The organism is Limnohabitans radicicola (genome assembly GCF_014837235.1).
In the GTDB taxonomy this organism is placed as follows: Bacteria; Pseudomonadota; Gammaproteobacteria; order Burkholderiales; family Burkholderiaceae_C; genus Limnohabitans_A; species Limnohabitans_A radicicola.
In genome coordinates, this window is record NZ_JACYFT010000002.1 from 538,580 (window position 1) to 557,714 (window position 19,135).

Annotated in this window: 12 protein-coding genes and 1 tRNA gene; 6 read left to right on the forward strand and 7 right to left on the reverse strand. The window is 61.2% G+C overall.

Annotation, left to right across the window (positions count from 1 at the left end; all coding sequences use genetic code 11):
- The first annotated feature begins 13 nt into the window (after positions 1 to 13).
- Positions 14 to 90: transfer RNA gene (locus tag IC609_RS10370), tRNA-Val, on the forward strand.
- 96 nt (positions 91 to 186) lie between these two features.
- The gene (locus tag IC609_RS10375; protein ID WP_191819420.1) at positions 187 to 2,649 is read left to right on the forward strand and encodes a hypothetical protein; all 2,463 of its coding nucleotides are present in this window, start codon (positions 187 to 189) and stop codon (positions 2,647 to 2,649) included.
- A 38-nt stretch (positions 2,650 to 2,687) separates the two neighbouring features.
- On the opposite strand, the gene IC609_RS10380 is transcribed toward IC609_RS10375, so the two are convergent.
- From IC609_RS10380 to IC609_RS10400, 5 genes are all read right to left on the reverse strand, one after another.
- Entirely contained in the window at positions 2,688 to 3,428 is a 741-nt protein-coding gene (locus tag IC609_RS10380; protein WP_191819421.1) for a SapC family protein, read from the reverse strand.
- Between the two features lie 79 nt (positions 3,429 to 3,507).
- The gene (locus IC609_RS10385; RefSeq protein WP_191819422.1) at positions 3,508 to 5,544 is read right to left on the reverse strand and encodes a M3 family metallopeptidase; all 2,037 of its coding nucleotides are present in this window, start codon (positions 5,542 to 5,544) and stop codon (positions 3,508 to 3,510) included.
- A 5-nt stretch (positions 5,545 to 5,549) separates the two neighbouring features.
- A complete protein-coding gene (gene folD, locus IC609_RS10390; protein ID WP_191819423.1) occupies positions 5,550 to 6,401 on the reverse strand; it encodes a bifunctional methylenetetrahydrofolate dehydrogenase/methenyltetrahydrofolate cyclohydrolase FolD in 852 nt (283 codons plus the stop codon).
- A 79-nt stretch (positions 6,402 to 6,480) separates the two neighbouring features.
- Complete coding sequence (locus IC609_RS10395) at positions 6,481 to 7,107, reverse strand: response regulator transcription factor (protein WP_191819424.1); 627 nt, start codon at positions 7,105 to 7,107, stop codon at positions 6,481 to 6,483.
- Positions 7,104 to 9,638 (reverse strand): PAS domain-containing sensor histidine kinase, encoded by a 2,535-nt coding sequence (locus IC609_RS10400; RefSeq protein WP_191819425.1) that lies wholly within the window; start codon positions 9,636 to 9,638, stop codon positions 7,104 to 7,106. The genes IC609_RS10395 and IC609_RS10400 overlap by 4 nt, the downstream gene beginning before the upstream one ends.
- A gap of 154 nt (positions 9,639 to 9,792) precedes the next feature.
- Between IC609_RS10400 and aceE the strand changes: the two genes are divergently transcribed.
- Genes aceE through lpdA form a run of 3 tightly spaced genes read left to right on the forward strand, consistent with a single transcriptional unit; the run spans position 9,793 to position 15,990 of the window.
- A complete protein-coding gene (aceE, locus tag IC609_RS10405) occupies positions 9,793 to 12,489 on the forward strand; it encodes a pyruvate dehydrogenase (acetyl-transferring), homodimeric type (RefSeq protein ID WP_191819426.1) in 2,697 nt (898 codons plus the stop codon).
- A gap of 15 nt (positions 12,490 to 12,504) precedes the next feature.
- Positions 12,505 to 14,151 (forward strand): dihydrolipoyllysine-residue acetyltransferase, encoded by a 1,647-nt coding sequence (aceF, locus tag IC609_RS10410; protein WP_191819427.1) that lies wholly within the window; start codon positions 12,505 to 12,507, stop codon positions 14,149 to 14,151.
- 9 nt (positions 14,152 to 14,160) lie between these two features.
- A complete protein-coding gene (gene lpdA / locus IC609_RS10415; RefSeq protein ID WP_191819428.1) occupies positions 14,161 to 15,990 on the forward strand; it encodes a dihydrolipoyl dehydrogenase in 1,830 nt (609 codons plus the stop codon).
- Positions 15,991 to 16,098: 108 nt separating this feature from the next.
- Here the strand turns inward: lpdA and IC609_RS10420 are convergent, their stop codons facing one another.
- Positions 16,099 to 16,881, reverse strand: a complete 783-nt coding sequence (locus IC609_RS10420; protein WP_191819429.1) for a class II aldolase/adducin family protein — start codon at positions 16,879 to 16,881, stop codon at positions 16,099 to 16,101.
- Positions 16,882 to 17,028: 147 nt separating this feature from the next.
- Entirely contained in the window at positions 17,029 to 17,943 is a 915-nt protein-coding gene (locus IC609_RS10425; protein WP_191819430.1) for a hypothetical protein, read from the reverse strand.
- Between the two features lie 189 nt (positions 17,944 to 18,132).
- Here IC609_RS10425 and IC609_RS10430 point away from each other — a divergent pair, with 189 nt between their 5' ends.
- Positions 18,133 to 19,134, forward strand: coding sequence for a Bug family tripartite tricarboxylate transporter substrate binding protein (locus IC609_RS10430; protein WP_191819431.1), 1,002 nt, complete (start codon positions 18,133 to 18,135; stop codon positions 19,132 to 19,134).
- The last annotated feature ends 1 nt before the right edge of the window (position 19,135 follow it).

Consider the following 19,135-nt stretch of genomic DNA (forward strand, 5'->3'; position numbering starts at 1 on the left):
ATTGAGGTCTCTCAGGCGCGTAGCTCAGTTGGTTAGAGCACCACCTTGACATGGTGGGGGTCGCTAGTTCGAATCTAGTCGCGCCTACCAAATTTGGTAGGAAAATAAAGCACTTGGCGGCAACGCCAGGTGCTTTTTTGTTTGGGCCTTGCGGGCCATTTCGCTCATCCACTTGGGGTGGTGCTTTTGAAACTCTCCAACTTCCTGTCTTCTCTTTGCTGTGACCTGGCGCTGGCCTGCGTACTCTTGCTCGCCGGGCGGCTGGCCGATGCGGAGGGCTTGATCCACCACGGCCCGCGTCTGGATATCCAGATCCAGCGCGGCAGTGAGCGGCTGTCGATTTTCAAGGTCAATCAGCTGCGCCAGGGTGACAAGGTGCTGGTCAAGCCCGTTCAAAGCTCTTTGGCCAAGGGCGACTGGGTGTTGATGCTCGGCCGCATTTCTCCTGCCGGCAACGAGGTGCAAACCAAAGCCTTTGACCTGGCCCGACTGGAAGGCTATGCCGAGCAGGAGATCACGGCCAATGAGCAGGTGCCTGTGATCTTGCTGGCGCCGCAGTTGCGCAACATGTTCGGTCTTTACACCAGTTTTCTGGAGTCGGAGCTGCTGCTCAAGGAGGTGATTCAGTCCGATCCGCAGCGTTTTTACGATTTGCAGAAAGTCGATCAGGTCAACCAGGCCATCACGGCTCTGACTCAGGGGCTCGATCAGCTGGTGGTCAACCGCAATCCGGAACAGGCCACCGCTTCGGCCAAGGCCATGGCGTTCAAGTTCGGGGTTAACCAGGTGGACCCGGACTGTTTCAAGGGCAACGCTGTCAACACCCAGTGTGTGGCCATGAGCATCGTGGCCAACAAGGACTTTGTGCTGCCCGCGTCGAGCGATTTGGGCATGTTGGTGGGCTCCAAGGGGGCGGCCGACCTGACCAAGTTCTTGACCGACAAGCTGGGCGTTTTTTCGGACGCCAGCGATTTCCTCACCCACAAGTTCCGCGACCAATACGACTTCGCCACCACCTTTGGGCGGCCTCTGGCGGGCACGCAGCAGACCGAGCTGTTTTCTTTGGCCCGCTTTCGCAACGGCCACATCAAAACGGCTTATGTCTATGTACCTGCCTGGTTCAAGGCCACGGCTCCCGACTTGTCGGCTGACCTCAGCCGTCCCGCCTGCCTGATGGACGAGCAGCTGCGTGTGCAGGTGGCCGGGCGTTTGCCTGTGGTCAATTACTGGCACGGCTGGTCGATGGAGGTGACGGCACCGAATGCCAGCACCCCGCTCATGACCTTGACCGATGTGTCCTTTCAACCCGAGCCGGGTGTTTTTCGCTTCAAAGTGCCGCAGACTTTGCCTGAGCAAGCGGCTGACCACACCGATGTCCGGGTGCAGCTGCGCGGCCAGTTTGGCTTTGATGCGGTGGTGCTGCCAGCCTTCACCATGGCCTTGCAGGTGCGCGGTGATGTCAGCACCAGCCTGAAGGGGGCCCGCAGCTTGGTGGCGGGCGAACGCGGTGACTTGTTTCTGGATCTGGCGCAGGCCAGCGCTTGCGTGGAGGGCATGAGCCTGAGCATGGACGGCCGTGTGATGGCCAGTGCTTTGCCTGAAGTGGCGAACAAGCTGACGGTCGATCTGGGTCGCGCAGCCCCTGGTTCGGCCACGCTGGAGGTGCGCCTGAAGGGCGCGCCTGCCCAGCGCATCGCCTTGCGGGTGCTGCCACCACGCGCCCGGGTGACAAGCGTGGAGCATGCCGAGCTGGACGAGCAGATGCTGGTGACGGGCCAGCAGCTCGACCGGATCTCGTCCTTGCAGTGGGACGGCGGTCAATGTTTGCCGGGCGATCTGCGTACCGGGCCGGAAGGCCTGGAGCAGTTGTCCATGTCGTGTAATGTGGATGTGCGAAGCAACGCCGCCTTGCCCAACGCCGTGGTGTTGCACCACCGGGATGGCGAGCCTGAACCGATCCGGATGCGTTTGCAAAAAAGCCCTGCAGCCCCCCGCGTGGCCATTGCGCCCATGCCCAATGCGCTGCTGGTGCGGCCCTCCGCCAAAGCGTTGCAGTGGGGGCTCAAGCCCCAGGACGAGTTCTTTTCGGACGACTCCGGCCTGAGTCTTTTGCTCCAAACGGTCGATGGATATGCCCCGACCAAAGGCGCTTACACCTTGCAGCTGCGCTTTGTCGACGATCCGGTCACGGCCAAAAAGCCGATCAGTGCACCCCTGATGGCCGACGCGCTGCACAAAGAGTTGCGCACCCGCCAGCCGCTGCGTTTCAAAGGGGCCGAGTTGCCCAGCGTCATCAATCCGCTGGAGTTCCGCGTCCAACACGACGCCAGTGGCCTGTCCAGTCGGTGGATGCCCTTGGGCCGCTCGGTGTTGATGTTGCCTGAATTCACCGCGCTCAGCTGTGCGCCACAGGCGGAGCGCATCTGGCTGCATGGCAACCAACTTGATCTGATCGACGCGGTGCGCTTCGCCGATCCCGCAGCCGCGCAGGCGCTGGAGCCTGCCGTGCTGGAGCCATGCTCAGGCGGTTTGTGCCTGTCTTTGCCTGCACCCGCGCGCCAGCACAAACTGCTGGCCTCTCTGGGCTGGGTCAGTCGGCGGATCTTCCAGGTCGACACTTCGGCGTTGGGTGACTGCAAGTTGCCCTGATTCACATTTGGCATCAGGGAGGCCGCCAGGACCCGCAATCAGGCGGCAGGTGCGGGGTTGTGTTTGAGCTGGGCGACCAGCTTGCCCATGCTGCCAGTGGAGATCAGGTGGGCGTAAATCAGGCCCAACCAGCCGCGCTCATGGAACTTTTGCAGCGTCTCTGCAGGCAATTGACGGAACTTTTGCTCGTCCACAATGCGAAAGCCCGACAGGTTCTGCGTCTCGCCTTCGGCCAGGGTGATGCTCGCTTGTTGGTCCACCAGCAGATCGGCCGCTTGCAGGGCTTCGCAGAATTCGCGGGTTTGCTGCAGCTGGATGTGGAAGTTCTTGCAGAACTCCAGACCTTGCTGGGTCAGCTCCGACGCTTCTTTTTTGTCGTTAAAAAAAGCCACGCCTTCGCCCTTGCCGACGGAAGCGGCATCCACATCGACACACAGCGTCAGGTCCTCGGAGCCTTCGGTCTCGGAGAAGATGAAGGGGTAGCGGCGCACGTATGCGGGGATGTAAGTGTCGGCCGCCCATTCGCCCTTGGGATTGACATAGGCGTTGTGGGTGGGCTGCACGCCCAGCACCACCAGCGGCATGGGCAGCTCGCCGGTCGAAAACACGATGACGTAATCGCGGCAGGTGGCGCCGAACTCTTCGATCACCAGGGGCACCGAGTTGGTTGCGCTGGCGAAACCAAAGCCGGAGGACAGGTTGAGGGTCAGACCGTCATGCTGCTCGGGGTTGAGCGGTTGAGGGTTTTTGTACAGCAGGGGCATGAAATTGGTGGTCATTTGGATACGCCTTGGAGAAGATTGAAAGAATAGCAGGACTTGTGTTGGGCCAGTTTCAAAGTGGTTTCAGGTCGCAGGCTCAAACCATGCCCTGGTGGCGCAGCAGTGCGTCCAGGCTGGGCTCACGGCCCCGGAAGGCCTTGAAAGATTCGAGTGCTGGGCGGCTGCCCCCGGCTTCGAGGATTTCCTTGCGGTAGCGGCGGCCGGTGTCGATGCTGGGCGAGCCGTCTTCGGCAGCGCTTTCTTCGAACGCAGCATAGGCGTCGGCAGACAGCACCTCGGCCCATTTGTAGCTGTAGTAGCCCGCAGCGTAGCCGCCTGCAAAGATGTGGCTGAAGGTGTGGGCCATGCGATTGAAGTCAGGTGGCTGCAACACCGCCACTTCGGCACGAACTTCATTCAGCAGCGGCATGAAGTCCTCTGCCGGATCGTGCTCGGCGTGCAACCGCATGTCAAACAGCGCAAATTCGATCTGGCGCAGCGTCTGCAGTCCGCTCTGGAAGTTCTTGGCGGCCAGCATCTTGTCGAACAGCGAACGTGGCAGCGGCTCGCCCGTGTCCACATGCTGTGTCATGTGGCGCAGTACCGACCATTCCCAGCAGAAGTTTTCCATGAATTGGCTGGGCAGCTCGACCGCATCCCACTCGACGCCGCTGATGCCCGAGACATCGCGCTCGTTGACCTGGGTGAGCATGTGGTGCAGGCCGTGACCAAATTCGTGGAACAGGGTGATCACGTCGTCGTGGGTGAGCAGGGGCGGCTTGCCGTTCACGCCCTCGGCGAAATTGCACACCAGGTGCGCCACCGGGGTTTGCAGTACGCCCGTGTCGGGGCGCAACCAGCGGCCACGCACATCATCCATCCAGGCGCCGCCGCGCTTGCCAGCACGGGCGGGCGGGTCGAGGTAGAACTGCCCCACCAACTGGCCGTCCCGCTCGATGCGGTAAAACGCCACCGCCGGATGCCAAACGGGCGCTTTGTCTTCCCGGATGCTGACTTCAAACAGGGTCTCGATGATCTTGAACAGGCCGGCCAGCACCTTGGGCGCTGTGAAGTACTGCTTGACTTCTTGTTCACTGAAGCTGTAGCGCGCTTCCTTGAGCTTTTCGCTCACATAAGGCACATCCCAGGCGCTCAGCACGCCCGACAGTCCCAGCGATTGCTGTGCAAACGCGCGCAGGTCGGCCATGTCCTTTTCGGCAAAGGGGCGGGCCTTGGCGGCCAGTTCGCGCAAGAAGCCGATGACTTTTTCCGGCGACTCGGCCATTTTGGGCACCACCGACACCTGGGCAAAGTTGTCGTAGCCCAGCAGTCGGGCTTCTTCACGGCGCAGCGCCAGAATCTCGCTCATGAGGGCAGTGTTGTCGTATTTCGTGGCTTCGCCCTCGGCCTGGTCAGAGGCGCGGGTGGTGTACGCCTTGTAGAGCTTTTCGCGCAGGGCAGAGCTGTCGGCAAACTGCATCACGGGCAGGTAACAGGGCATTTTGAGCGTGAGCTTGACCTGGCCTGCGTGCCCGTCCTTGTCGGCGGCGGCCAAACCGGTGTCGATCACGTCCTGCGGCACGCCGGCCAGTTCGGCTGGGTCTGCGTACAGGGCAAAGCTGTCGGTGGCGTCCAGCGCGTTTTCGCTGAACTTCTGTGTCACCTCGGCCTGACGCTCCTGGATGGCGGCGTAGCGCACCTTGGCTTCGCCCTGCAGTTCGGCACCGCCCAGCACAAAGTTGCGCAAGGCGTTGCGCAAGGCTTGCTGCTGCGCCGGCTCCAGAGCCGCGGCATCAATGGCCTTGTATTTGGCAAACAGCTGTTCGTTGCTGCCCAGACGTGTCCAGAATTCGGTCACGCGGGGCAGGGCGGCGTTGTAGGCCGCGCGCAGCTCAGGGGTGTCGGCCACGCTGTTGAGGTGGCTGACCGCGCCCCAGGCGCAACCCAGTCGCTCTGTGGCAATGTCAAGCGTACCAGCGATGGCTTTCCAGTCGGCAGGAAAGTCGGTCGCGGTGACCTGTGCCAGCGCCTGTTCAGCCTCGGCCAGCAAGGCATCCAAAGCTGGGGCAACATGTTCGGGGGCGATGCGGTCAAAAAGAGGCAGACCGGCGGTGTCGAGCAGAGGATTATTCATGGGGTTCAGATGGCGGCGCGTTCGGCCGCTTCAAGGGTGTTGACCAAGAGCATGGTGATGGTCATGGGGCCGACGCCACCGGGTACGGGGGTGATGTAGCCCGCGACTTCCTTCACGCCCGCAAAGTCCACATCGCCGCAGAGCTTGCCTTCGTCGTTGCGGTTCATGCCCACGTCGAGCACCACCGCGCCGGGCTTGACCATGTCGGCGGTCAACACATCGCGCTTGCCCACGGCGGCGACGATCACGTCGGCCTGCAGGGTCTGGGCTTTCAGGTCCAAGGTGCGCGAGTGGCAGATGGTCACGGTCGCATCCTTTTGCAGCAGCATCAGCGCCATGGGTTTGCCCACGATGTTGCTGCGGCCAATCACCACGGCGTGTTTGCCCTTCAAGTCATAGCCAATGCTTTCGAGCATCTTCATGCAGCCATACGGCGTGCAGGGCCAAAAGCCCGGCATGCCGGTCATCAAGGCTCCAGCGCTGGCGATGTGGAAACCGTCCACGTCTTTGGCCGGGCTGATGGCCTCGATCACCTTTTGCGCGTCGATGTGGTCGGGCAAGGGCAGCTGCACCAGGATGCCGTGAATGGCCGGGTCATTGTTGAGGGCTTCGACGCGGGCCAGCAGGTCGATTTCGCTCAGGGTGGCCTCGTATTTTTCGAGTACCGAGTGCAGGCCGCTGTCTTCGCAGGCTTTGACCTTATTGCGCACATAGACCTGGCTGGCCGGGTTGTCGCCCACCAGCACCACGGCCAGGCCCGGGGTGATGCCTTTGGCCTTGAGGGCCTGGGCTCGGGTGGCGACTTCGGTGCGCAGTTGTTTGGAGAGTTGGTTGCCGTCGATCAGTTGGGCGGTCATGGTGTGGGACTCGGTCAAATTCAAAAGGAAAAATGCAAAACGCCCGACGGTTGCGGGCGTTTGGAGGTGTTGTGGCGGCTCAGGCCTTGGGTGCGTTTTGCCCCAGAGCGATCTTGAGCAGATCGGCCACGGTGTTGGCGTTGAGCTTTTCCATGATGTTGGCGCGGTGCGCTTCCACCGTTTTGATGCTGATGCCCAGATCGTCAGCGATCTGCTTATTCAGGCGACCGGCAACGATGCGCTCGAGCACTTGCGCTTCGCGCCCGGTCAGCTTGGACAGCAGGGCGTCTCGGCTGGCCGCGCTTTGGTATTCGGCAAAGGCATCACGGGCTTGGTCCAGCATGCGCTCGACCAGTCCCAGCAGCTCTTCTTCCTTGAAAGGCTTCTGGATGAAGTCCATCGCACCTTTTTTCATGGTGTTCACCGCCATGGGCACGTCGCCATGGCCGGTGATGAAGACGATGGGCAGGGGGGATTTGCGCTCGATCAGGCGGTCTTGCAGCTCCAAGCCGGTCATGCCGCCCATGCGGATGTCAGCGATCAGGCAAGCGACTTCGCGGGGGTCGTAGCGGCTGATGAACGATTCGGCCGAGTCGTAGCAGCGCACCCGGTAATCCTTGCCTTCGAGCAACCATTGCAGCGAGTCACGGACGGCTTCGTCATCGTCGACCACATAAACAGTGCCTTTTTTCGGTATCAAACTCATTCAGCTGCTCCGCTGGTTGTATCGGTGGGCAAAGTGCCCGTCACGGGCAGCCAGAACGAAAACCGGCATCCCGTGACCTCGTCGGCATTGTAGAGGTTCTCGGCCGCGATCCTGCCCTGGTGGGATTCGATGATCGAGCGGCACAAATTCAGGCCAATGCCCATGCCTTCGACCTTGGTTGAGAAAAAGGCTTCATATACCCGATCAATCGCCTCGGGCGGCAGGCCTTGCCCGGTGTCGGTGACGGAAAACTCCACCACCTGCTGCCCGTCTTCCTGGCGAGGAACCACCCGCAATTCGACATGGCGTTGGTCCGGAGGGCGGTTGGCGTTGTCGATCGATTCGGCCGCGTTCTTCATCAGATTGATCAGCACCTGCTCGATCAGGATCGGGTCCACCATCAGCAGCGGCAGGCGCGCTGCCACATAGTGTGAGAGTCGCACGTGCCTTCTGCGCAGCTCGATTTCGGCCAGTTCCAGCGATTCGTTGACGATGCCTGTGACATCTGAGGGCGTGCGGTTGGGCTCGCTGCGTTTGACGAAGCTGCGGATGCGCTGAATGATCTGGCCAGCGCGCTGCGCCTGGTGTGCGGTTTTGTCCAGCGCGCCCAGCAGGTCACTTTCCTTGATTTGTTGGCTTTTGATGCGCGAAATCATGCCGTTGCAGTAATTGCTGATGGCCGTCAGGGGCTGGTTGAGTTCATGCGCCACGCTCGACGCCATCTCGCCCATGGTGATCAGGCGGCTGGCCGTCTGGGCCCGCTCGGCCTGCTGGGCGGCCAGCTCTTCGGCCTGTCTGCGGGGGGTGATGTCGGTGGCAATCACCATTTGGGCCAGACGCCCATCGGCCCAGTTGATGTAGCGTGAACGCACCTCCAGCCATTTGCCCAGCTCGGACACGAAGATTTCGGCGTTTTCCGAGGCGGCCACGGTGAGCGATTCAGTAGGCAGCCCCGCCAGGCCGTCCACATCGTCCATGGCGGTCTCGTTCTCGTAATAGGCGCCAGCCTGTTCGACCAGGCGCAGGTGCCCCACGGTGTCCTGACCAAACCATTGGCGGTAGAGCTTGTTGGCGAACAGCAATTCCTTGCTGCCCAGAGGGGCCACAGACACCGATGCGTCCAGCGCTTCGAGCACGATGGTGAAACGTTCATAGGAGTTGGCCAGCTGCTCGCGGATGCGGTTGGGCTCGGTGATGTCGGTCATCGAGGTCATCCAGCCTGTGTGTTTGCCTTGTGCATCGATCAGGGGCGAGACATACATGCGGGCGTCAAAGATGCTGCCGCTCTTGCGTTTGACCCGTACCTGAAAGCCCGCTGGTGTGTGGCGGCCCGAGATTTCGTCTTCAAGCCGTGCAGACAGCGCATCGATGTCCTGCTCCGGCCAGTAAGGGAAGGGCGCGACTGCGCCGACCAGCTCCGACTCGTCCCAACCGGTCATCTCGCAAAAAGCGGGGTTGACGTAGGTGATGCGGCCTTTGAGGTCGAGCGCACGCATGCCCGTCAGCATGGAGTTCTCCATGGCTCGGCGAAAATTGGTTTCGGCCACCAGGGCCTTTTGTGCCTGCAGCCGCCTGCGGGTGTGTCGCCAGTTGGCGATCAGCATCCAGGCGGTCATGACGCTGAGCACGCTCACCAGCCAGAACAGGCCGCTACCCACCAAGCCCTGCGAGGTCCGCCAGGCCTGGGCCTTGAGGATCAGGCCGTTGCCCACGGGCGAGACTGGCACTTCGTATTCGTTGTCTTCGGAGCTGACCATGGGCAGCATCGACAGAAATCGCGTGCGCTGCGGAATGGTTTGACCCGCCAGCAAGTCGCCTTCGCTGTTGGCCAGCGATATGGCGTACTTGGCCAGGATTTCGGTCGGCACGCCGTAGCGCAGCAGACCCTCCATCGAGTATTCGGCCAGCAACACACCGTTGAATTTGCCCTTTTCGTTGCTCAAAGGCGTGAGCAATTGCAGCAGGGCGCCGTTCAGATCTGTGTGTTGCTTGGGATCGAGCTGGCCGTAGATCGGCTGCATCAGGTCGCGCGCCAGGCTGTAGTGGGTCTCGGTTTCACCCACGCCCAGCGTTTTGCCGGGCAGCAGCCGTTCACTGCGCATGATGCTCGAAACGCTTTGGTTGGCGATGACTTTTCTGCGCTCGTCCAGCCAGGTCAGCGAGTGGTATTCGGGGTACTGCTGCACCAGCGCTTCGGCGCGTGAGGCGAACTGGTCGGCCTTGACATCCTTGTTGGAGATGTCGCGGGCCAGCCGCATGACCTGCTCCTGGCGCTCGATCAGGCGCAGGCGCAGGCGCTGCTGGGCGTATTCCACATCCCGCTTCACCGCTTCCTGTTCACGCTCTGCTTCTTCGGCGCGCAGATACCAGAAAGCACTGGCGATCGCCGCCAAAAAAAGGATCACCGCAGCCACTGGGGTCAGGTTCGCGTAGCGGTCTTGGCGGTTGGGCGATTGTCGGTTCCACCAGGCGCGCCACCAGTCCCACGGGCCGGACTGTCTCGGGCTTGCGACTTCGGGTTTTGTTTCCATAGAGGGGGAGTTTAGGTGACAAGGCCCGCACGAATTTCATGACGGTTTCATAAAAATTTCACAATACAAAAACATAGAGCACAATTTGAAATTTTCAAAAAATTGTGAGAAACTTCGGGCATCATTCAGCCACAAACAACAAAGGAGACTTCGAATGACCGCTGTCAATCCGAACCAGCCCGCCCAGGATCTGGACGCTCAGGAAACACGCGAATGGATGGATGCGCTGTCCTCCGTGATTGAAAAAGAAGGCGGCGAACGCGCCCACTTCCTGCTGGAGCAGTTGCTCGAACATGCCCGCCAGCACAGCATCGACAAACCCTTTTCTGCCACCACAGGCTATGTGAACACCATCGAGCCTCAGGAAGAAGAGCGCTCGCCTGGCAACCTCGAAATCGAAGAGCGCCTGCGCGCTTACATGCGCTGGAACGCCATGGCCATGGTGGTCAAAGCCAACCGCCACAACCCCGAGGACGGTGGCGATCTGGGCGGTCACATCGGCTCTTTCGCTTCTTTGGCCAGCCTGTTTGGTGCTGGCTTCAACCATTTCTGGCACGCCGAGAGTGAAAACCACGGTGGTGACTGCCTCTACATCCAGGGCCACGTGTCCCCCGGCGTGTATGCCCGCGCCTACCTCGAAGGCCGCTTGACCGAAGAGCAGTTGCTCAACTTCCGCCAGGAAGTGGACGGCAAAGGCTTGTCGAGCTATCCGCACCCCAAGCTGATGCCCGAGTTCTGGCAGTTCCCCACGGTGTCCATGGGTCTGGGCCCGCTGATGGCGATCTACCAAGCCCGCTTTTTGAAGTACCTGCACGCCCGTGGCATCGCCAACACCGAAAACCGCAAGGTCTGGGTGTTCTGCGGTGACGGCGAGATGGACGAGGTTGAATCCTTGGGCGCCATCGGTTTGGCCGCCCGCGAGAACCTGGACAACCTGGTGTTCGTGGTCAACTGCAACTTGCAGCGTCTGGACGGCCCGGTGCGCGGCAACGGCAAGATCATTCAAGAGCTCGAAGGCGAGTTCCGTGGCTCCGGCTGGAACGTCATCAAGCTGCTGTGGGGCTCCGGCTGGGACCCCTTGCTGGCCCGTGACAAGGAAGGCGCGCTCAAGAAGATCATGATGGAGACGCTGGATGGTGACTACCAGGCCATGAAGGCCAACGACGGCGCTTATGTGCGCAAGCATTTCTTTGGGCGCGATCCCCGCACCCTGGAGATGGTGTCCAAGATGTCCGATGAAGAGATCTTTGACCTGCGCCGCGGCGGCCACGATTCCAAAAAGGTTTATGCCGCTTTCCACAAAGCTGTGAACCACAAAGGCCAGCCCACAGTGCTGCTGATCAAGACCGTGAAAGGTTTTGGCATGGGCAAAGCAGGCGAGGGCAAGAACAACGTGCACCAGACCAAGAAGCTGTCGGACGAGGACATCAAAGCTTTCCGCGACCGCTTCAACATCCCGGTGCCGGACAGCGAGTTGCCCAAGATCCCGTTCTACAAGCCTGCAGACGACACCCCCGAAATGAAGTACCTGCACGAGCGCCGCAAGGCCTTGGGCGGTTACTTGCCCCACCGCCGCACCAAGAGCGACGAGAGCTTCACTGTGCCTGCGCTCGACACGTTCAAGTCGGTCATGGAGCCCACGGCCGAAGGCCGTGAAATCTCCACCACACAAGCCTATGTGCGCTTCCTGACGCAACTGCTGCGTGACCAGGCCTTGGGCCCACGCGTGGTGCCCATCCTGGTGGACGAAGCCCGTACCTTTGGCATGGAAGGCCTGTTCCGCCAGATCGGTATCTACAACCCCGCAGGTCAGCAGTACACCCCGGTCGACAAGGACCAGGTCATGTACTACAAGGAAGACAAGGCCGGTCAGATCCTGCAAGAAGGCATCAACGAAGCCGGTGGCATGTCCAGCTGGATCGCTGCGGCCACCAGCTACAGCACGTCCAACCGGATCATGATCCCGTTCTATGTGTACTACTCGATGTTCGGCTTCCAGCGCATTGGCGATCTGGCCTGGGCTGCGGGCGACATGCAGGCACGCGGCTTCTTGCTCGGCGGTACTTCGGGTCGCACCACGCTCAACGGCGAAGGTTTGCAGCACGAAGACGGTCACAGCCACCTCATGGCCAACACCATCCCCAACTGCGTGTCGTATGACCCGACCTTCGCGCACGAAGTGGGTGTCATCTTGCACCATGGCTTGAAGCGCATGGTCGAGAAACAGGACAACGTCTTCTACTACCTGACCCTGCTGAACGAGAACTACGCCATGCCTGGCCTCACGCCCGGCACCGAAGAGCAGATCATCAAGGGCATGTACATGTGCAAGCCCGGCGCGGCCGGTGACAAGCGCGTGCAACTGCTGGGCTCGGGCACCATCCTGCGCGAATCGATTGCCGCGCAAACCCTGCTGGCCACCGACTGGGGCATCCAGGCCGATGTGTGGAGCTGCCCCAGCTTCAACGAGCTGACCCGTGACGGTCAGGACGCCGAGCGTTACAACCTGCTGCACCCACTGGAAACACCCCGCGTGTCCTTCGTGGGTCAACAGCTGGCCGAGCACAGCGGACCCGTGGTCGCATCGACCGACTACATGAAGGCCTACGCCGAGCAGATCCGTCCTTTCATTCCCAAGGGCCGCACCTACAAAGTGCTGGGCACCGACGGTTTTGGCCGCTCTGACTTCCGCAGCAAGCTGCGCGAGCACTTCGAGGTCAACCGCCACTACATCGTGATCGCTGCCCTCAAGGCGCTGAGCGAAGAGGGCAAAGTGCCCGCCACGCAAGTGGCCGAGGCCATCCAAAAGTACGGCATCAAGACCGACAAAATCAACCCGCTGTACGCATAAATCCGGGAGACACACATGGCAATGGTAGAAGTACAAGTCCCGGACATCGGGGATTTCGACGAAGTGACCGTCATTGAGTTGTTGGTCAAAGTGGGTGACACCGTCAAGGCCGAGCAGTCGCTGATCACGGTCGAGTCCGACAAGGCGTCGATGGAAATCCCATCGAGCACGGCGGGCGTCGTCAAGGAAATGCGCGTGGCCCTGGGTGACAAGGTCAAACAAGGCTCTGTGGTGCTGGTGGTGGAGGCCGCTGGTGCTGCCGCTGCACCGGTTGCTGCGCCTGCAGCCGCAGTGGCTGCACCCGCGCCCGCTGCAGCGCCCGTTGTTGCTGCACCTGCTGCCGCGCCTGCATTGGGCCCCGTTGAAGTGCGTGTGCCCGACATCGGCGACTTCAAAGATGTGGCCGTCATCGAAGTCATGGTCAAGCCTGGCGACACCATCAAGGTCGAGCAATCGCTGATCACCGTCGAGTCCGACAAAGCCTCGATGGAAATCCCATCCTCGGCCGCGGGCGTTCTCAAAGAACTCAAAGTCAAAGTGGGCGACACCGTCAACATCGGTGACCTGCTGGCCGTGCTGGAAGGCGCCGTTGCTGCTGCAGCACCCGCAGCCGCTGCTCTTGCGGCTGCACCTGTGGCCGTGGCTTCGGCCCCGGCCGCAGCTCAAACCCCTGTGGCGGCAGCTGCCGCTGCGGTGGCCGCGCCAGCGCACACCCCTGGCGGCAACACGGTGGGCTTGCCCCACGCGTCGCCCTCGGTGCGCAAGTTTGCCCGCGAGCTGGGTGTGCCGCTCGATGAAGTCAAAGGTTCCGGCCCCAAAGGCCGCATCACGGCGGAAGACATTCAAGCCTTTACCAAGGCGGTCATGTCGGGTGCTGCGCAAACCAAAGCCCAGGCTGCCAAAGCCCCAGCTGGGGGTGGCGGCTCTGAGTTGGGCCTCATCCCTTGGCCCAAGGTCGACTTTGCCAAGTTTGGCCCGATCGAGCGCAAGGAAATGTCGCGCATCAAGAAGATCAGCGGTGCCAACCTCTTGCGCAACGCCGTGATGATCCCGGCCGTCACCAACCACGACGATGCCGACATCACCGACCTCGAAGCCTTCCGCGTCTCGACCAACAAAGAGAACGAGAAGAGCGGTGTCAAGGTCACCATGCTGGCCTTCCTGATCAAGGCCTGCGTGGCCGCACTCAAGAAGTTCCCCGAGTTCAACAGCTCGCTGGACGGCGATGCGCTGATCTACAAGCAGTACTACCACATCGGTTTTGCGGCCGACACGCCCAACGGTCTGGTGGTGCCTGTGATCAAGGACGCCGACAAAAAAGGCATCCTGCAGATCAGCCAGGAAATGGGTGAGCTGGCCAAGAAGGCCCGCGACGGCAAGCTCGGCCCCGCCGACATGTCCGGTGCGACCTTCACCATCTCCAGCCTCGGTGGCATTGGTGGCAAGTACTTCACGCCCATCATCAACGCGCCCGAAGTGGCCATCCTCGGTGTGTGCAAGAGCACCATGGAACCGGTTTGGGACGGCAAGCAGTTTGTGCCTCGCCTGATGCTGCCCCTGTCCTTGACATGGGACCACCGCGTCATCGACGGCGCTGCGGCGGCACGCTTCAACGCGTTCCTGGGTCAAATCCTCAGCGACTTCCGTCGCGTGTTGCTCTAAGGACTTGAGATGGCACTGATAGACATTCAAGTTCCCGACATTGGCGACTTCGACGAAGTGGCCGTGATCGAGTTGCTGGTCAAACCCGGCGACACCGTCAAAGCCGAGCAATCGCTCATCACCGTCGAGTCCGACAAAGCCTCGATGGAAATTCCGTCCTCCCACGCTGGGGTGGTGAAGGAACTCAAGGTCCAGCTCGGCGACAAGGTCAAGCAAGGCTCGGTCGTGCTGGTGTTGGAAGGCGAGGGCGCTTCAGTCGTTCCGGCACCTGCGGCAGCTCCCGCGCCTGTTGCTGCTCCTGCTGCACCTGCAGCCTCCGCTGCACCAGCCCCCGTGGCTTCCAGCTTCGGCGGCTCGGCCGACATCGAGTGCGATGTGCTCGTGTTGGGCGGTGGCCCTGGCGGTTACTCGGCCGCTTTCCGTGCGGCTGACCTTGGCCTGAACGTGGTCATCGTTGAGCGCTACGCCACCTTGGGCGGCGTGTGTCTGAACGTGGGCTGCATCCCGTCCAAAGCCTTGCTGCACGTCGCAGCGGTGATGGATGAAGTCAGCCACATGGCTGACCTCGGTGTGGACTTTGGCAAGCCTGCCGTCAACATCGACAAGCTGCGCGGCCACAAGGAAAAAGTCATCAGCAAGTTGACCGGTGGCCTGGCTGCCATGGCCAAGATGCGCAAGGTCACCACCGTGCGCGGCTTGGGCCAGTTCGTGGGTGCGAACCACCTCGAAGTGCTGGAAACCAGCGGCACCGCGCAAGAGCAAACGGGCAGCAAGAAGGTCATTGCTTTCAAACGCGCCATCATCGCTGCAGGTTCGCAAGCTGTGCGTTTGCCTTTCATGCCCAACGACCCCCGTGTGGTGGACAGCACAGGCGCTTTGGCGCTCAAAGAAGTGCCCAAGCGCATGCTGATTTTGGGCGGCGGCATCATCGGCCTGGAAATGGGCACCGTCTACAGCACGCTGGGCGCACGCCTCGACGTGGTGGAAATGATGGACGGCCTCATGCAAGGCGCTGACCGCGACTTGGTCAAGATCTGGCAAAAGATGAATGCCAAGCGCTTTGACAACATCATGCTCAAGACCAAGACCGTGTCCGCACGCGCCTTGCCCGAAGGCATTGAAGTGACGTTTGCACCCGCAGAAGAGGGCGGCACCGCCCCCGCGCCGCAGGTGTACGACCTGGTATTGCAAGCCGTGGGCCGCACACCCAACGGCAAGAAGATCGCCGCCGAAAAAGCTGGCGTGGCTGTGACGGATCGCGGCTTCATCAACGTCGACATTCAAATGCGCACCAACGTGCCGCACATCTTCGCCATTGGCGACATCGTGGGCCAGCCCATGTTGGCGCACAAGGCGGTGCACGAAGCGCATGTGGCGGCCGAAGTCATTGCGGGTGAACTGCAAGGCAACAAAGAGTTGGCAGCGGCGGCATTCAACGCACGCGTCATCCCAAGCGTGGCCTACACCGACCCCGAAGTGGCATGGGTTGGATTGACCGAAGACCAAGCCAAAGCCCAAGGCATCAAGGTGAAAAAGGGCTTGTTCCCTTGGACGGCTTCTGGCCGCGCCATTGCCAACGGCCGCGACGAAGGCGTGACCAAACTGCTGTTTGACGATTCACCCGAGGCCCACGGCCACGGCAAGATCTTGGGCGGCGGTATGGTGGGCACGCATGCGGGCGACATGATTGGCGAGATCGCGCTGGCCATCGAGATGGGTGCAGACGCAGTGGACATCGGCAAAACCATCCACCCCCACCCCACGCTGGGCGAAAGCATCGGCATGGCGGCAGAGGTGGCGCATGGCAGTTGCACGGACGTGCCGCCTGCGCGCAAGTAAACCCAGCAAATCAGCTGAGCCCGACCAAGCCCGAACTGGCAACAGTTCGGGCTTTTTACTGTCAGGCTTTGACTGCAGGGAAGCCTCGGTCAGGGGCCTTTTTCCTGTTCAATCGGCATAACCCGGGTTCAACCGGTCGACCACGCGCATCATGGCTTCAAAAAACAGGCGCTCCCGTTCGCTTCGTGGGTGTCGGTCTTGGTGGCTGGGGTTTTTGATGCGCTGGATCACGGATTCGGTCAGAACGTTCAGGGGCTGGCCCGTGCCCATGGCCAGCACTTGCGTGCGGCAGGCTTTTTCGAGTTTGTAGAGCCTACGGTAGGCTTGTGCCACGGTGTCGCCAATGGTCATGACCCCATGGTTTTTCATGAAGAGCACCGTCTTGCCGCCGCTCATGAGCTGTGACAGGCGTTCGCCCTCAGTCAAATCTGCGGCCAGCCCGGTGTAGTGGTCATCGTAGGCGATGGTGCCATCAAAGAACGCCGCAGTTTGGGTGGCAGGCAGCAAACGGTTGGCTTTGAGCATGTTCAATGCCAGTGCCCAGGGCTGGTGGGTGTGCAGCACCACCTTCGCTCCAGTCAGTCGATGCACTGGAGCGTGGATCGATTGCGCTGACAGTTCCACCACGCCTTCCCCCTCCAGCGTTTCGCCCGCTTCGTTGAAAACCATCATGGTGCTTGCGCGGGCTTCGGACCAGTGCACGCCAAAGGGCGAGATCAGGTATTGGTCTTCACGGCCCGGCACGACAACGGTGAAATGGTTGTCGATGCCTTCGTCAAAATCATGCATCACCGCCATGCGCAAAGCGGCGGCCAAATGGACTTTGGCTTGCCAGACAGGGTCATCTGTGTGGTGCGCCGGGGCTTGTGCAGAGGTAGAGGTTGGTGACATGAATGCGCTTTCAATGGGTCAAGTACCCCGCACTCTATGTACGCGTGGTCTGCAGAACTGTCACTTGCGTGGCAAAGGGACATTTGCGTCCTGATTTTTCCAACTTCGCCCAAGTACGGATGGCAGGCGAAAAAGTGGCTTTCCGAGTCAATGCGCCCCGAGATAACACCCCTCTGCGCGCTCCCCATCCACCTCATCACCTTCTTCGCTGCACAGCGCAGCAATCAACGCTTGGTCCACCACTTGTCCGGGCAGCAGCAGCTCTTCATGGGTCCAGCGCTTGACCAGATGCCCATTGGCCACACCGCCGGTGTGCGGTGCTTGGTAGGCGCGGCGGTGTTGCATGGTGATGCCGCTGTTGGCGTTGGCAATGAAGCGGCTTTCGCCCAAGGCCCAAGGTTCAAAGTAGGCGTTGGCGGCGGCATCGACTTGGCGGAAGTAGCTGCGTGCGCCTTCGGCGTTGAGCTTTTTGCGCACGGTGCGGGTGATGAGGCCTTGCAACTGGTCGAGCTTTGCGTAGTCCATGTGGTCCAAGGCTTCGGGGCTCATGTCTTGTGTGGCCAGTGCGGCTGTGGCGGCCAACTCGGCAGGCAGCACTTGCACCATGGCTTTGACCACATCGCGATGCGGTGCCACGGCGGTGGCCACGCCGCGTGTTTGGGGCTGGATGGGGCAGCGGATTTCCACAAAGCGGGGCTTGACAGGGCCGGTGCAGCCGTCATGGTGGTAGTACTCGCCCTGGCTCAGGCGCCCTTTGCTGGAGCGTCCGCGCACATCGCGGTAGGTGGGGTGCTGGGTGTGCACATTGAGGCAGACCACCAATCCTGTGGCATCGACCAATTGGTAGAAGGCCTCGCGCCATTCGGGCAAGAGCAGTTTGTCGTGCAGGTAGTCACTCGGTGCGGCAGCCTCATTGCCCACTTCGCCCTCGATCACCAACACAAAAGGCTTGGGCCTGCGCACGCGCCACTGCGTATCGGCAAATTCCAGCAACGAGCTGGCGAGGTCAGTGTGTGTGGCTGCGCCGAGAGGGGAGGCGCTGTGGCCCGTGGGGGTAGACATGGTGAGGCTTCAGATGGGTCGAGCTCAAACAAGGAGCTGCATGGGGCCATTTTAGGGCGTTGGCTTGACGTTTCATGGGAGGCTGTTGGGTGCTGTGCCGGTTGTCATCTGCAGGACTGGCCTGGGCGGGGCAGCGTGCAAGAATTTCATGCATCAACTAGGCGTCTTCAATGGCGTGAGGATTCTTTCATGATCTTGAGTTCTGTTGCTGGCTGTGGCCGACGTTTGCGTAATGTAGTGGGGTGTTTGGCTTTGGCGGCCCTGGTGCCACTGGCCACGGCGCAAACCGCTGTGGTGAGTTTCCCGTCCAAGCCTGTGCGCATCATCGTGCCGCAAACACCGGGGGGGGCATCGGACGCGCTGGCGCGCATCGTGGGCCAGAAGCTCTCCGAGAAGTGGGGCCAGGCCGTGGTGGTTGAGAACCGACCGGGCGCGGGCGGCAACATCGGCATGGACGCGGTGGCCAAGGCCCCGGGCGATGGCTACACGCTGCTGATGTCCTATGTGGGCTCGCACGCGATCAACCCCAGCATTTACAGCAAGCTGCCGTTTGACCCCGAGAATGATTTTGTGGCGGTGGCCACGCTGGCCAACGTGCCGTTTGTCGCGGTGGTCAACGCAGCGCTGCCCGTGAGCAACATCAAAGGGCTGGTGAGCTACGCGGCCAGCAAGCCTGTGTCGTTTGGCTCTGCTGGCAACGGCTCGGTCAACCACCTCTTGGGCGAGATGTTCAACACGGCTAGCGGCGCCAAGATGCAGCATGTGCCTTACAAGGGTGCCGCGCCCGCCTTGACAGACCTGATTTCGGGCCAGATCCAGGTGGTTTTCACCAGCTTGCCTTCGGTGGCCCAGCACATCCGTGGCGGCACGGTCAAAGGGCTGGCAGTGACGGGTTCCAAGCGTGCAGCGGCATTCAAGGACATCCCGACGATTGCCGAGTCCGGCTTCCCGGGCTTTGTGATCAACCCCTGGTTTGGTCTGTTCGCCTCCAAAGGTACCCCCGCTGCCGTGGCGCGGCAGATCAATGCCGATGTGAAAAAAGTCATGGAAGACAAGGATCTGCAGGATAAGTTCGCCACGCTGGGCGCAGAGCCTTTCGAGACATCACCTCAGGAATTTCAGGCGATGCTACGCGCAGACATCAAGACCTGGGCTGCAGTGGTCAAGAGTTCTGGCGCCACAGCCGATTGAG